The organism is Streptomyces spinoverrucosus, from assembly GCF_015712165.1.
GTDB classification, from domain to species: Bacteria; Actinomycetota; Actinomycetes; order Streptomycetales; family Streptomycetaceae; genus Streptomyces; species Streptomyces spinoverrucosus_A.
This window is the reverse complement of sequence record NZ_JADPZX010000001.1, coordinates 4,971,717-4,985,204: the sequence shown is the minus strand read 5'-3', so window position 1 is coordinate 4,985,204 and position 13,488 is coordinate 4,971,717. Positions and strand designations below refer to the sequence as shown.

Genomic DNA, 13,488 nt, shown 5'->3' with positions numbered 1-13,488 from the left:
CCTTGACTTCCTCCCCCGCCTAAAGGCGGGGGATTCCAGCGGTCACCCGCTGGGGTTCCTGCTTCACCGACGACCGCCCCGTCCGGGAGGACTCCCGTTGAGGTCTTACACCGTCTCCACAGGCTGCTGCCGCCAGCCCGGCGGCCAGGATGTTGCGTGCCGCGTTCACGTCGCGGTCATGCACCGTGCCGCAGTCGCACGTCCACTCGCGGACGTTCAGCGGCATCTTCGCGGCGATCGTGCCGCAGGCTCCGCACAGCTTCGAGCTGGGGAACCAGCGGTCGACCACCACGAGTTCGCGCCCGTACCAGGCGCACTTGTACTCCAACATGGAGCGGAGCTCCGTCCACGACGCATCCGAGATGGCGCGCGCCAGCTTGCCGTTCTTCAGCAGGTTGCGGACGGTGAGGTCCTCGATCACGACCACTTGGTTCTCGTGGACGATGCGCGAGGTCAGTTTGTGCAGGAAGTCGCGGCGCCGGTCGGCGATCCGCGCGTGGACCTTGGCGACGCGGCGCCGGGCCTTCTCCCGGTTCGCGGAGCCCTTCACCTTGCGGGCAAGCTGCCGTTGGGCCTTGGCGAGCCGGGCGCGGTCGCGGCGCTCGTGCTTCGGGTTGGCGACCTTCTCTCCGGTCGACAGGGTCACCAGCGATGTTGTGCCCGCGTCGATACCGATCGCGTCCGTCGTGGCGGGGACCGGGACGATCAGGTCGTCGCACAGCATGGAGACGAACCAGCGCCCGGCACTGTCGCGGGACACGGTCACCGTCGTCGGCACCGCACCCTGAGGGAGCGGACGCGACCAGCGGATGTCCAACGGCTCCGTCATCTTCGCGAGGGTGAGCTGTCCGTCCCGGAACTTGAAGCCGGAGCGGGTGTACTCGGCCGAAGCGCGGGACTTCTTCCGGCTCTTGTACCGGGGGTACTTGGCGCGCTTGGCGAAGAAGTTGCCGAACGCCGTCTGAAGATGGCGCAGGGCCTGCTGGAGCGGGACGGAGGACACCTCGGTCAGGAAGGCGAGTTCCTCGGTCTTCTTCCACTCCGTCAGCGCCGCCGAGGACTGCACGTAGGACACACGGCGCTGCTCGCCGTACCAAGCGCGGGTGCGTTCCTCCAGCGCCTTGTTGTAGACGAGGCGGACGCAGCCGAACGTGCGGGACAGCTCGGCTGCCTGCTCGTCCGTGGGGTAGAAGCGGTACTTGAAAGCCCGCTTGACCTGCCGCGTCATGCCTCACATTTTATCAGCTTCCGTGTGAGCGGCGGGTGTTGGCCGGTGGCCGCGAACGCCGGATCGCCCTGGCGGCGATCCGCCTTTCCTTGCCCCGCTACGCGGAAGCTTCGTTTCCTCCCCGGCCTGAAGGCCGGGGTATCCACGAAGGAGTGCCGCCGATGAGCGCAGCGCCCCGGGCGGAACCCGCCCGACCCGCCCCCCTGCCGCCACCCGGCTCTGCACAGGAGTAAGCCCCATGCCCGGTCTCGAACTCGTCGTCATCCTTGGCGTGACCGTGCTCGCGGGCAACGTCCTGGCGCGGCGGCTGGGCATCGCGCCGCCCGTCGTCCTGCTCGCCCTGGGTGTGCTCGCCGGTCTCGTCCCGGCCGTCAGCCAGACGCAACTGCCGCCGGAAGTGGTGCTGCTGATCTTCCTGCCCGTCCTGCTCTACTGGGAGAGCCTGACCACGTCGAGCCGGGAGATCCGCTCGAACCTGCGCGGCATCGTCCTGATGAGCACGCTCCTGGTCATCCTCACCGCGTGGGCCGTGGCGGCCGCGGGACACGCGCTCGGACTGCCCTGGGGTCCCGCTTGGGTGCTGGGCGCGGCGGTGGCTCCCACCGACGCCACGGCGGTCGGCGCCCTGGCCCGCGCGCTGCCGCGCCGCCAGGTCACGGTGCTGCGCGCGGAGAGCCTGATCAACGACGGTACCGCGCTGGTCATCTTCGGCCTGGCGGTCGGTCTGACCGTCGGTGAGGAGCACCTCACCGTCCCCCACGTCGGGGCGCTGTTCCTCCTCGCGTACGGCGGCGGGGCGGCGGTCGGCGTGGCGGTGGCGTGGGTCAACATGAACCTGCGGCGCCGTCTTCAGGACCCGCTGCTGGGCAACCTCGTGATGATCCTCGCGCCGTTCACGGCCTATCTGCTCGCCGAGATGATCCATGCCTCGGGCGTTCTCGCGGTCGTGGTGAGCGGGCTGATCATGGCCCAGGTGGCGCCCCGTCTCATCCGGGCCGAGCACCGCCGGCAGGCCCTGGCGTTCTGGCCGCTGGCCACGTTCATCATCAACGCCACGCTGTTCGTCCTGGTCGGAGTGGAACTCCAGTACGCCCTGCGGCACATGAGCCGACCGGACCTTGAGGACGCGCTGATCGCGATCGGTGTGGTCAGCGTGGTGCTGGTCGCCGTACGGTTCGCGTTCCTGTTCGGCTCCGCCTACCTGATCCGCGCGATCGACCGGCGACCGGAGCAGCGGCTTCGGCGTATGAGCCACCGGGCGCGCGTCGTCAGCGGGTTCGCGGGCTTCCGGGGCGCGGTGTCGCTGGCCGTGGCCCTGTCGGTGCCGGAGATCCTCGACTCCGGTGCGCCCTTCCCGGACCGCGACTTCATCGTCTTCGTCACCTCGGGCGTCATCGTGGTGACGCTCGTGGGGCAGGGACTGCTGCTGCCGGGCGTGGTGCGCTGGGCCCGGCTGCCGCGGGACACCTCCGTCGAGGAGGAGGAGATTCTGGCCGAGACCACGGCCACCGAGGAGGCTCTTGCGGCGCTGCCGCGACTCGCCGCCGACCTGGGCGCGTCCCCGCGGATCGCGGAATGGCTGCGCCAGGAGTACGAGGCCCAACTGGCCGTCGTACAGGCGCGGGGTGCGGGCGCCGACGGCGACCCCGCCCTGCTGCACAACCGCCACTACACCGAGCTGCGGCTCGCCCTCATCGCCCACAAGCGCGCGACCGTCGTCCGGCTGCGCGACGAGAAGCACATCGACGACACGGTGCTGCGCCGGCTTCAGACCGCCTTGGACTACGAAGAGGTGCGGCTGGCCGGGAACACGGAGGTGGAGTGAGCCGGCCAAGGGGAATGAGCTACCGGAATTCATTCGCAGTGCATCGGCCTTCAGGCCGGTGGTGAAGCGAATCTGATGGTGGCGACGCGGAGCGTCGCGGAATCAGGTCCGGCGGAGCGGGACACCGCAGTTCTTCGCCTGCGGTGCGGAGCATCACGAGGCGGCGTCCCGGCGGAGCCGGGCAGTGCTCATACCGGCCGGTTCTGCTGTTCGATGTACTGCTTGACCACGGTCAGCGGGGCGCCGCCGACGGTGCCGGCGAAGTAGGACCCGGACCAGAGTTTGTTGGCCCGCCAGTAGTGCCGTACCAGGTCGGGGAACTCCTGGCGCAGGCGGCGGGAGGAGACACCCTTGAGGGAGTTGACCAGCTTGGTCACGGCGACCTTGGGCGGGAAGTTCACCAGCAGATGGACGTGGTCGTTCTCGCCGTTGAACTCCACCAGCTCGCACTCGAAGTCCGTACACACCGACCGCATGATCTCCTCCATGCGCCTCAAGTGGGCATCGGTGAACACCTTGTGCCGGAACTTGGTCACGAAGACCAAGTGGACGTGCATCACGAAAACACAGTGCCTACCAGTTCTGATCTTCTGCATCTCGCCCATAATCCAAGTATGTATCGTGGCCGTCATGCAGCTCAGGTACGCCTTCAGGTTGTACCCGGACACCGGCCAGCAGAGGGCGTTGGCGAAGGCGTTCGGGTGCGCCCGCGTCGTCTTCAACGACGCGGTCCGCGCCCGTGAAGACGCCCGCAAGGCCCAGCAGCCGTTCCCGAAGATCGGCGAGCTGTCCACCCGCCTGATCACCCAGGCCAAGGGGACGGTGGAGCGCTCCTGGCTGGGCGAGGTCTCCGCGGTCGTCCTCCAGCAGTCTTTGCGCGACGCCGAGACTGCGTACCGCAACTTCTTCGCCTCCCTCAAGGGCACCCGCAAGGGCCCCAAGACCGGTCCGCCCCGTTTCAAGTCCCGCAAGGACGCGAGGCAGTCGATCCGGTTCACCGCCAACGCCCGCTGGAACATCACCGACAGCGGCCGTCTGAACCTGCCGAAGATCGGCGCGGTGAAGGTGAAGTGGTCCCGCACGCTGCCCTCCACCCCCACCTCCGTCACCGTCTTCAAGGATGCGGCCGGCAGGTTCTTCGCCTCCTTCGTCATCGACACCGACCCCGCCCCCGACGCGACACGGATGCCCGAAACCGACCGCACCATCGGCATCGATCTCGGCCTGACCCACTTCGCGGTCCTGTCCGACGGCACGAAAATCGACTCTCCGCGCTTCCTGCGCCGCGCGGAGAAGAAGCTGAAGAAGACCCAGCAGGAGCTGTCCCGCAAGCAGAAAGGAAGCAAGAACCGCGCCAAGGCCCGCCTGAAGGTCGCCCGCGCCCACACCAAGGTCGCCGACGCCCGCCGAGAGTTCCATCACCAGCTCTCCACGAAGCTGATCTCCGAGAACCAAGGGATCGCCGTGGAGGACCTGTCGGTAGCGGGACTGGCCCGCACGAAGCTGGCCAAGTCCGTGCATGACGCCGGATGGTCATCGTTCATCAGCATGCTGGAGTACAAGGCAGAACGGTACGGCCGCACCCTGGTCAAGATCGGCCGGTTCGAACCGACCTCCCAGACCTGCTCCACCTGCGGCGCCGTGGACGGACCCAAACCCCTGAACATCCGGGAATGGACCTGTACCGCCTGCGGCACCGTCCACCACCGGGACACCAACGCCGCGATCAACGTGAAGACGGCCGCCGGACTGGCGGTATCGGCCTGCGGAGCGCCGGTAAGACCGGGAGCAATCCCGGCACAGCGCGAAGAAACAGGAAGCCACGGATTCCCGACCGAACCCCGTGCCGCGGAGCGGCACAGCAACGATCGAGAAGGCCAGAATCCTCGGGCTTCAGCCCGAGGTGCAAGTGAAAACGAGCACCACATGTCGCTCGTAGACAAGTAGGGACCCTCACTCCCCGCCTACGGGCGCAGGAGCACCTTGCCGCGCGCATGGCCGGACTCGATCAGCTCGTGCGCCCTGGCGGCGTCAGCGAGCGGGAAGTTGCGGTCGACACGCACGCGCAACCGGCCGTCGGCGGCGCGGCCGGCGTACTCGGCGAGCTGCGGCCCGAACCGTCGGCCGCCGATGGAGAAGGTGATGCCCATCTCGAATGCCCGTGCGTCGTTGGTGGTGACGATGCGGTCCGTGGTGCCGCCGCGCAGTTCCACGGAGACGTCCAGCGCGTCGATGCCGGCGACGTCGTAGACGGCGTCGACGCCCTGTGGGGCGACCGCGCGGACCCGGTCGGCGAGGCCGTCACCGTACGCCACGGGGATCGCGCCGAGTGAGCGCAGGAAGTCGTGGTTGGCCTCGGACGCCGTACCGATCACGGTGACTCCGCGGGCCACGGCGATCTGGACGCCGACGGAGCCGACCACACCCGCGGCTCCATGGATCAGCAGGGTCTCCCCCGGGCCCACCGCGAGTTCGCCCAGCACACGGTCGGAGGTCTCGACGGCCACCGGCAGCGCGGCGGCCGTCTCCCAGTCCAGGCCGGCCGGCCTGGGCGCGAAGTCGGAGGCCAGGGCGTACTCGGCGTAGGAGCCGGTATCGGTCCAGACCATCACCTCGTCGCCGATCGACACACCGGTGACCCCTGCCCCCACCTCGTCGACGATGCCGGCACCCTCAAGGCCGGGGACGGCGGGGAGGGACTCGGGGCCCATCTGCGGGGCCCAGCCCCGGCGGATCTTGAAGTCGATGGGGTTGACGGCCGCGGCCACGATCTTCACGCGCACCTGCCCGGGTCCGGCGTGCGGCTCCGCCGCCTCCGTCAGCCGCAGAACCTCCGGACCGCCGTACTCCGCGTAGGAGATGGCCTTCATGCCTGTCACTTCCCGTCATACGAATGGCTCGAGCCGCCGTGGGAGCGGCCGGTCGTGAACTACGCCTCCAGCTTCCAGCGCGGCGACCCGGCCACTGCTGTCCTTTCGGGCAGTTCCCACTGACCGAAAGGACGATCCGGCGGAAGAGTCCCGCTGCCTACGCTGACGGACATGGACCAGATGTCGGCAGTCGAGCTGATCCAGGCACCGCTGTCCGAGTGCCTGGCACGTCTGTCCTCCGCCCTCGCGAAGACGATTCCGCACCGGGGGATCGCCCAGCTGGCCGGCAACTGCTCGTACACGCCGTTCAAGATCATCGGCGAGGTGGGCAGGGCGCGCTGCTGGTCCTCGTAGGCACCGACGACACCCCGTTATTGGACGAGCATGTGACGTCCGCCCAGGCGCTGTGGGACCTCGTGACCGCGTACCGGGAGGGTCCGCGCAGCGAGCCGCTGCCCGGTTCACTGGCCGCGTCGCGGGCGGCGGCGGCCGCCCGTGCCGTGGCCATCGCCGAACTCCGCGACGCACACGGGGTCGCGTTGACGACCCTGCTCGGCGTCCTGCGCGACCGCACCCTGGACGACGCGAACGCCCGTACACGCGCCGTCGACCTCACCGTCCCCGCCCTCACCGAACTGCGCTCCACCCGACGGCATATCGGTCAACCGCACTCAAGGAATCGGCACTGACCAGCTGCGACAGCGGGTTGGTCATGTCCCGCGGGGGACACCGTCGGCGAATTCGACGGTGTCCCCCGCGGGACGCGATCGGCGGGTTGCGACTGGAGTACCAGGACGAAGAGCGTCCACGGACACCCGGCAGACCCTCCCCCGACCGGGACAGACCTCGGTCATCCGCAGACACCGCAGCTGGGCGGCGAGGGCGGGAGCGTGACCCCGCCTGCGGAAGCCTGCGTCGATGACAGGAACATGGCCCCGAGTGCGGAACTCACCACCAGGGCTGTCACTCCGACCTTGCGGAGCCGCCTGAAGACGGTGCTCACATTTTCTCCTCAAGTGCTCGATGTTGGCTTTACGGACTGGACCGACGTCTTCGCCGTTGGTGTGGCCGCACGACCAAAGCCCGTTTCCAGTACCTCCAGCCTCGCCCGTGGAAGCTCGGCTTCCACTGTCCTTTCGGATGGTTCCAACTGACCGAAAGGACGATCCGGCGGGAAAGGCATCCTGCCTACGCTTACGGGCATGGACCTGATGTCAGCGGCAGAGCTGATCCAGGCGCCGATGTCCGAGCACCTGGCGCGTCTGTCTTCCATCCTGGCGGAGGTGATTCCGCACCGGGAGATCGCCCAGCTGGCCGGCAACTGCTCGTACACCCCCTTCAAGAGCATCGGCGCTACCCCCGGCCGGCCCGGTGATGTCATCACCGCCACCGAGGTGGCCGCCCTGCTGCCGCTGGTGCCGGCCAAGGGAGGCTGGCAGGGGCGGGCCCGGCTGGCCGGCGTCGACGTGCCCGTGCTGGCTCTGGCCAGCGACATCACGGGGCAGGGCGCGCTGCTGGTCCTCGTACGCACCGACGACACCCAGGTACCGGGCGAGCACGTGATGTCCGCCCAGGCGCTGTGGGACCTCGTGACCGCGTACCGGGAGGGTCTGCGCAGCGAGCCGCTGCCCGGTTCGCTGGCCGCGTCGCGGGCGGCGGCGGCCGCCCGTGCCGTGGCGATCGCCGAACTCCGCGACGCACACGGGGCCGCGTTGACGACGCTGCTCGGCGTCCTGCGCGACCGCACCCTGGACGACGCGAACGCCCGTACGCGCGCCGTCCACCTCGCCGTCTCCGCCCTCACCGAACTGCGTTCCCGGGTCGAACTCGACCGCGTACTGATGGAGGAGCGGGCCGGGGACGCCTTCGCGCGGCTGGCGGGGTCACTGCGCCGGATCCTGCGCGCCCGCGGCGTACGGCTGGAGCTGGGACCGCCCCACACGGAGGACGGCACCGACCGGCTGCTGCCCGCCGACGTCACCCACACGGCACTTGCCGTGGTCCGGGCCACCGTGCACGCGTTACTGGACGACCAGACACACGGTCCCGACGACGACCGAGAACACCGCGTCCACATCGGCTGGAAGACCGGTGCGGACGAACTGCGCGCCATCGTGCGGGACAACGGGCCCGGCACTCTCTCCCGCGGCGCTCTCGACGCCCGCCGCGTCACCGAGCGACTGGCACCGCTCGGAGGGCGCCTCGACGTGGACGCCGTGCCGGGGTGGGGCACGACGGTGACCCTCGACATCCCTCTCGCGTCGTCCAGCACGCCCCGTCAGGACCCTCTGACCGCGCTCGGCGTGCGGGAGTTGGAGGTGCTCGGGCATCTGGCCCGGGGCCGCCGCAACCGCGATATCGCCCAGGCCCTGCACATCAGCGAGTCGACGGTGAAGTTCCACGTCGCCAAGATCATCGGCAAGCTCGGCGTCAGCTCCCGCGGGGAGGCGTCCGCACTCGCCCATCAGTGGGGCGCCGCATAACCAAACGCACACGATGAAGACGTCACTGCGACCCCCTCACCGAACCGTCATTCATGTCCACGGCGGTTTCGCGTTTCCTCGATTCCACGCACCCACTTCCCCACCTCATGGAGGAATCATGCTCGACTTCGGCAGCCTCGACGAGTCCACCCAGTTCCTCGACCAGCAGGAGGAGAACACCGGCCCCGTCACCATCATCAACACGTTCGTCGCCCCGGAAGGCAAGGAGGACGAGGTGCTGGCCGCCTGGACGGACGACGCGGCGTACATGAAGAAGGCCGGGGGTCTTCTCTCGGCGCAGCTGTATCGCGGTATCGGCGGCAGCCGGCTCTTCACCAACGTCGCGGTCTGGCAGTCCACCGAGCACCTCCGTGCCGCGTTCCGCACGCCGGAGTTCGCCACGCACCTGGAGCACTACCCCGCCGGTACCGTCGCCTTCCCGCACCTGTACCAGAAGTTCGCGGTCGAGGGCGTCTGCGAAGGCGAACAGTGACCGCCCTCAGCAATCCACCCATCAACCTCCCACAACGTCACAAGGACTGAACAGGTGTCATCGATCAACCGCCGGCTCCGGTGAGCGACCCTGGCGCTCACCGCCGCACTGGTCGGCGTCGGCGTGGCCGGAGCCGCACCCGCCCTGGCGAGCACGGCCCCAGGGAGATCGTGCCGGTGGGAAACCGGACCGGAACGCTGTTCACCGACCTCGTGGCCGCACAGCGAACCCTGCGTCCGGGTGAGACCCTCACGGAGCGGTACCGGGTCACAGTGATCGCTCCGGGCGCCGCAGGGACGGTGCAACCGCGCGTAGCGCTGTACGGCTGACCTCGAACTCACGCTACAAACGCAGAAGGGGCGGACGTCCATCACCGGACGCCCGCCCCTTCTGCCGTGCGGCGATGGCCTACGGCGTGATCGGGGGCCATGGTTGCTGTGCCGTTCGAGGCGAACCCTCTCACCGGTGTTCACCGGGAATCTGCCGACCGAGTGATGGTCGCGGCGAAAGCAGGCGACAGCCGCTCCCCGATGGGGGATCGGTCAGTGCGAGTGCGTCTCTGAGCCGACGGTGGGTCAGGCAGTTCTGCAGGCACCCGGGTAGTTGTCGGTCCAGCCATCCACGGCGCAGACGTTCAGCTCGTGTTTCACGCCTTTGATCAGCACACCCGAGTACCTGCTCCTCGGGCCGGGCCCGTTGTAACTGATGCTTGAGAAGACGCCGGCCCCGACCTGGGACCCTGACAGGCCCGGTCTGTGTAGGAGCGGACGGTGAGGGTTGCGCCCTCCGCGACTTTCAAGCCCATGTCGAGGTTGGCAGTGCCGTTTACGGCCCTGCAGTTCGAACCGACCCCGTCCAGGGTGACTTTGACACTGTTGGTGCCGGAGGGCAGGCCGACGCCGCCCTGTACGAGGAGCGGGACGGGCTGCCCGTTGGGCTGCCAAAGAGCCGCATCTGCGGTGCCACCGGTGGCCGTGAACATGGCGAGGCCGACGCCGAAGGCGACGAGCACGCCAGGGGCCGTCGGAAAGTGCGCTCCCGGAGGAGCGTGTTGCTGACACAGAGGTTCTGAGTTTTTTCGACGCAGCGGCCCGACGGCTGGGGCGGCGGTGAAAGGTCCGCCCGCAACCGCACGGCAAGGATGATGACCACACCGACCCAAGGGGAACCGGGCTGCTCTCTCGGAGAGTTGTACCTAGTTGAGAGAGTAGGAGGTCAGGGTGACCGGAGACTGGGCACTGGTGCTCGCCACAGCCGCTGCCGACGAGGTACTGCCGAGCCTGTCGGTGGCGCTTCGCGACAAGATCCCCCACCGCTGGGCCGCCGCACTGGTCGCCGGACAGACCAGCGTGACATCCGACGACGACGACAGGCCGAGTGCCGCCGAACTGGCCGCGCTGGCCGACACGGCGGTCCCCGGCCGCCCCTGGCACCGGCCGGTCACTATCGGCGGCACCACCCGCCCGGCCTTGGTGGCCGCCACCGCGGGACCGTGGGCACCCGGCAGCCTCCTCGTCCTGGCCGACGCCACCGACCCCGTGGACACCGAGCACGCCTACCCGGCGGTGCAGTGCGGGTGGGAACTCGCGGCGGCCCTGCTGTCGCGTTCCAGCCCGTCACCGACCACGGCGGCGGAGCGCTTCTTCGCCGGGGAGCACGCCAAGCAGCTCCTCATCGCCCGCAACACCCACGCCGTCACGCTCCAGGCCCTCCTCGCCACCCTTCGCTCCCGGCGCCTGGACGACGCCCAGGCACGTCAGGCGGCCACGGACATCGCCTCCACCGCCCTGACCGCTCTGCGCACCGCCTCCGCCTCCCAGGAGTGCACCGCGGAACGCGCCTTCACGCTGCTCACCGAGCAACTGAGGCCGCTGGTGCTCCACACCGACGTGCACCTGGAGACAGTGCCCCCGGTGACCGCCGACCGGCTGCTTCCGGCTCCGGTGGGCGAGGCCGCGACCGCCGTGGCCCGCGGCTGCGTGCTGGCGATGCTGGAGCACACCCGCCCCCGCCGGATCCGCGTGGCCTGGCAGGTGACCGACGACCAGCTGGTGGTGGAGGTCCGTGACGACGGCGACTGTGCCTCGTTCCCGCGGCATCAGGGCGAATACCGGATGCGCGAGCGCCTGGCACCGCTCGGCGGCGACTTCACCCTGGAAACCGTGTCCGGCTGGGGCACCACGCTCACCGCTCGCCTTCCACTCGCTCTGCCGCCCAGCACCGACCTCGAGCCGCTGCGCGAACTCAGCCCACGGGAACGGGAGGTGATGGCGGAACTCGCCCGTGGCCGGACCAATCCGCAGATCGCCGAGCACCTGCATGTCACCGAACACACCGTCAAGTTCCACGTTCGCCAGATCCTGTCCAAGCTGGGCGTACGCACGCGGGGAGAAGCCGCGGCCCTGGGCCGCGCGGCCCGCTTCTGAGGGAGCGTCCGTGACATCGCCCCGACGCACAGATCCACGACGGCCATCCCTATGACCAACCCTCCCCTGCCGGAACGCGTCATCCGCAGGGACCGGTGCCGGGCGGCCCGCAGGCTCCAGGGCCGGGGAGCCCGAGGGCTGGGAGCGGGGGTGATCAGATCGCGCAGCAGCTTTCGCGGCGGATGATCCGGCCGACGTGTGCCAGTGCTCGCTGTCATCGGCCGTCCGCTGGGCGGTGAGCCGGTGAGGGCCGACCACGTCCTCCTGGCGGTGCACAACGCCGTCGCGCATCACCCAGGAGACGCGCGTCAGGTCGGTGAAGTCGTGGAAGGGGTTCCCGTCGATCACCGTGAGGTCGGCCAGCTTGCCGGGTTCCGCCGTACCCAGATCGTCGTCGACGCCGAACATCCGGGCGGGCACGGCGGTGGCGGTACGCAGGGCCTGGGCAGGGGAGAGACCGGCGTACTGGTGGAGGGCACGCAGGCCGAGGTGGACCTGGAGGCCGATGGGGGCGAGGGAGGGCGTCGGTCCCCATGGCGAGCGCGCCGCCGTCGGCGACGATCCGCCTGTAGGTAGCCATCTCCTGTTGCAGTTGACGCACTTGCTCCTGCCGCAGGACAGGACCCAGCCCTCGGCGTTCCTCGCGGTCAGGCCCAGCAGCCGTTGACCGTCGCGGCGAGGCCGTCCAGGGCGTCCTTGATGTCGTTCGGGTTGGCGCTGGAGCCGTTCTCGATGAAGGAGAAGACCTTCCAGTGTCCGTCCTGTGCCCGCGTGAGGCCGGAAAGAGCGATGGCGCCGGTGAGCGTGCCGGTCTTGGCCTTGACCTTTCCGACGGCGCAACGGGAGTCGGGGGTGTCGAACCGCCCCCACTCCGGCCCCAGGGTGGAACCCGCCTCGCCCGCGACGGGCAGGCCGTCCGCGATGTACTTCAGGGTCTGGCTGTAGCGGGGGTCGGTGGTCAGGTCGAGGATTTCCGCCAGTGTCCGGGCCGGGATCCTGGTGGAGCGGGACAGCCCGCTGCCGTCGTATGTCTGGAAGTTGTCCAGCGACAGGCCGTACGTGTGGCTGAGCACCGCCCGTACGACCGCCGTTCCGTCCTCGAACGTGGCCGGGCGTCCGGCGCCGAGCGCGGTCATCCGCAGCAGTGTCTCGGCGATGTTGTTGTCGCTCACCTTGAGCATGTGCTTCACGATCGTGGACAGCTTCCCGGACCGGTGCTCGGACACGGCGACGTCCCCGGCCCCTGCCACGCCGTGGGTGACGTCACCGGTGACGGTGACGCCCCTGTCCGCGAGGAGCTTGGCGAAGACCTGTCCAGCGTCCAGCGAGGTGTCCGTGACGGCGTGTCCGTCCACCACCAGGGGCCGCACCGGCGCGACCTCAGCCGGGTAGTAGCCGGTGTTCCAGCCGGGGGCGAGGGTGGGCTCGGGGAAGAGACTGTCGTCGACGCGGACCTTCACGGAGGTCAGACCGGCGTGCTTCAGGCCCGCGACGGCGGTCTTGGCCAGCTCGTCGAGATCGTCGGAGGTCAGCGTGCGGTCACCCTCGCCGACGAGGGTGAGCGTGCCGTCGCCGTAGACGACCTTGGTGGTGAACCTGTGATCGGGGCCGAGAACGGTCAACGCGGCGGTGGCGGTGGCGAGTTTGGTGTTGGACGCGGGCATCAGCGCGGTGGTGGCTTCGTGGCCCCAGATCGTCTTCTCCGACTTGGCATCCAGGACCACACCGCTGAGGTCACTGCCGAGGCGCGGGTCCTGGACCCGTGAGTTGAGGTTGTCTGCGATCTTCTGCTCGGCGGGGTCGAGTTGGCCGGCGGTGCCCTTCGAGACGGCCTTGTCTGCGGCGAAGGCAGACGGACCGGCAAGGATCGCCCCGGCAATGGGGGCAGTCGCCGCCAGCGCGAGCGCTCGGCGGGCCGGGGCACTCATGGCCTTGGGCTTGCGATGACGGCCGCCGACAGCGGCGGCACGGGAGGCATTGTGCATGTGGGGGGCCTTGGTCTGGTACACGCGAGAAGCGTGGGGTTGGGTATGTCGAGGGCGAAGGCAAAAGGAGTAGAGGAGTGACGAAGGTTGTGGCTGAGCACATGGGAAGGGAATGACCGCTCGGCCGACCGAACTCGGCCACCTGCCGGCCGGCGTCATTGAGGGGGCGGCGGCAACC

At 69.2% G+C, this 13,488-nt stretch carries 11 protein-coding genes and 1 pseudogene; 7 read left to right on the top strand and 5 right to left on the bottom strand.

Going from position 1 to position 13,488, the window contains the following annotated elements; all coding sequences use genetic code 11:
* Positions 1–19: 19 nt before the first annotated feature.
* Positions 20–1,228, bottom strand: coding sequence for an RNA-guided endonuclease InsQ/TnpB family protein (locus I2W78_RS22660; protein ID WP_196462102.1), 1,209 nt, complete (start codon positions 1,226–1,228; stop codon positions 20–22).
* Between the two features lie 238 nt (positions 1,229–1,466).
* On the opposite strand from I2W78_RS22660, the gene I2W78_RS22655 reads away from it, so the two are divergent.
* Complete coding sequence (locus I2W78_RS22655) at positions 1,467–3,053, top strand: Na+/H+ antiporter (RefSeq protein ID WP_196462101.1); 1,587 nt, start codon at positions 1,467–1,469, stop codon at positions 3,051–3,053.
* 188 nt (positions 3,054–3,241) lie between these two features.
* On the opposite strand, the gene tnpA is transcribed toward I2W78_RS22655, so the two are convergent.
* The gene (tnpA, locus tag I2W78_RS22650) at positions 3,242–3,658 is read right to left on the bottom strand and encodes an IS200/IS605 family transposase (RefSeq protein WP_196462100.1); all 417 of its coding nucleotides are present in this window, start codon (positions 3,656–3,658) and stop codon (positions 3,242–3,244) included.
* Positions 3,659–3,683: 25 nt separating this feature from the next.
* On the opposite strand from tnpA, the gene I2W78_RS22645 reads away from it, so the two are divergent.
* A complete protein-coding gene (locus I2W78_RS22645; RefSeq protein ID WP_230885553.1) occupies positions 3,684–5,000 on the top strand; it encodes an RNA-guided endonuclease InsQ/TnpB family protein in 1,317 nt (438 codons plus the stop codon).
* 17 nt (positions 5,001–5,017) lie between these two features.
* Here I2W78_RS22645 and I2W78_RS22640 read toward each other — a convergent pair whose 3' ends face one another.
* Complete coding sequence (locus tag I2W78_RS22640) at positions 5,018–5,923, bottom strand: NADP-dependent oxidoreductase (protein WP_196462099.1); 906 nt, start codon at positions 5,921–5,923, stop codon at positions 5,018–5,020.
* A 171-nt stretch (positions 5,924–6,094) separates the two neighbouring features.
* Between I2W78_RS22640 and I2W78_RS22635 the strand changes: the two genes are divergently transcribed.
* The 5 genes from I2W78_RS22635 (at position 6,095) to I2W78_RS41460 (ending at position 11,325) form a co-directional block, all read left to right on the top strand.
* Positions 6,095–6,277 (top strand): hypothetical protein, encoded by a 183-nt coding sequence (locus tag I2W78_RS22635; protein WP_196462098.1) that lies wholly within the window; start codon positions 6,095–6,097, stop codon positions 6,275–6,277.
* Between the two features lie 20 nt (positions 6,278–6,297).
* On the top strand, positions 6,298–6,612 hold the full coding sequence (locus I2W78_RS22630) for a hypothetical protein (RefSeq protein WP_196462097.1): 315 nt from the start codon (positions 6,298–6,300) through the stop codon (positions 6,610–6,612).
* A 513-nt stretch (positions 6,613–7,125) separates the two neighbouring features.
* Positions 7,126–8,406, top strand: coding sequence for a LuxR C-terminal-related transcriptional regulator (locus I2W78_RS41465; RefSeq protein ID WP_196462096.1), 1,281 nt, complete (start codon positions 7,126–7,128; stop codon positions 8,404–8,406).
* A 118-nt stretch (positions 8,407–8,524) separates the two neighbouring features.
* Complete coding sequence (locus tag I2W78_RS22620; protein WP_196462095.1) at positions 8,525–8,899, top strand: antibiotic biosynthesis monooxygenase family protein; 375 nt, start codon at positions 8,525–8,527, stop codon at positions 8,897–8,899.
* 1,220 nt (positions 8,900–10,119) lie between these two features.
* Positions 10,120–11,325 (top strand): helix-turn-helix transcriptional regulator, encoded by a 1,206-nt coding sequence (locus I2W78_RS41460; RefSeq protein ID WP_196462094.1) that lies wholly within the window; start codon positions 10,120–10,122, stop codon positions 11,323–11,325.
* Positions 11,326–11,661: 336 nt separating this feature from the next.
* Here the strand turns inward: I2W78_RS41460 and I2W78_RS40655 are convergent.
* Both I2W78_RS40655 and dacB read right to left on the bottom strand, forming a co-directional pair.
* Positions 11,662–11,745, bottom strand: a pseudogene (locus tag I2W78_RS40655) (amidohydrolase family protein); the annotation flags it as partial.
* Between the two features lie 227 nt (positions 11,746–11,972).
* Positions 11,973–13,253, bottom strand: coding sequence for a D-alanyl-D-alanine carboxypeptidase/D-alanyl-D-alanine endopeptidase (gene dacB, locus I2W78_RS22605; protein ID WP_196464676.1), 1,281 nt, complete (start codon positions 13,251–13,253; stop codon positions 11,973–11,975).
* Between the last annotated feature and the right edge of the window lie 235 nt (positions 13,254–13,488).

Bases quoted from the DNA above. Each gene is read 5' to 3' on its own strand.
- I2W78_RS22660 (WP_196462102.1), bottom strand. From the start codon at position 1,228: ATGACGCGGCAGGTCAAGCGGGCTTTCAAGTACCGCTTCTACCCCACG.
- I2W78_RS22655 (WP_196462101.1), top strand. From the start codon at position 1,467: ATGCCCGGTCTCGAACTCGTCGTCATCCTTGGCGTGACCGTGCTCGCG.
- tnpA (WP_196462100.1), bottom strand. From the start codon at position 3,658: ATGGGCGAGATGCAGAAGATCAGAACTGGTAGGCACTGTGTTTTCGTG.
- I2W78_RS22645 (WP_230885553.1), top strand. From the start codon at position 3,684: ATGCAGCTCAGGTACGCCTTCAGGTTGTACCCGGACACCGGCCAGCAG.
- I2W78_RS22640 (WP_196462099.1), bottom strand. From the start codon at position 5,923: ATGAAGGCCATCTCCTACGCGGAGTACGGCGGTCCGGAGGTTCTGCGG.
- I2W78_RS22635 (WP_196462098.1), top strand. From the start codon at position 6,095: ATGGACCAGATGTCGGCAGTCGAGCTGATCCAGGCACCGCTGTCCGAG.
- I2W78_RS41465 (WP_196462096.1), top strand. From the start codon at position 7,126: ATGGACCTGATGTCAGCGGCAGAGCTGATCCAGGCGCCGATGTCCGAG.
- I2W78_RS22620 (WP_196462095.1), top strand. From the start codon at position 8,525: ATGCTCGACTTCGGCAGCCTCGACGAGTCCACCCAGTTCCTCGACCAG.
- dacB (WP_196464676.1), bottom strand. From the start codon at position 13,253: ATGAGTGCCCCGGCCCGCCGAGCGCTCGCGCTGGCGGCGACTGCCCCC.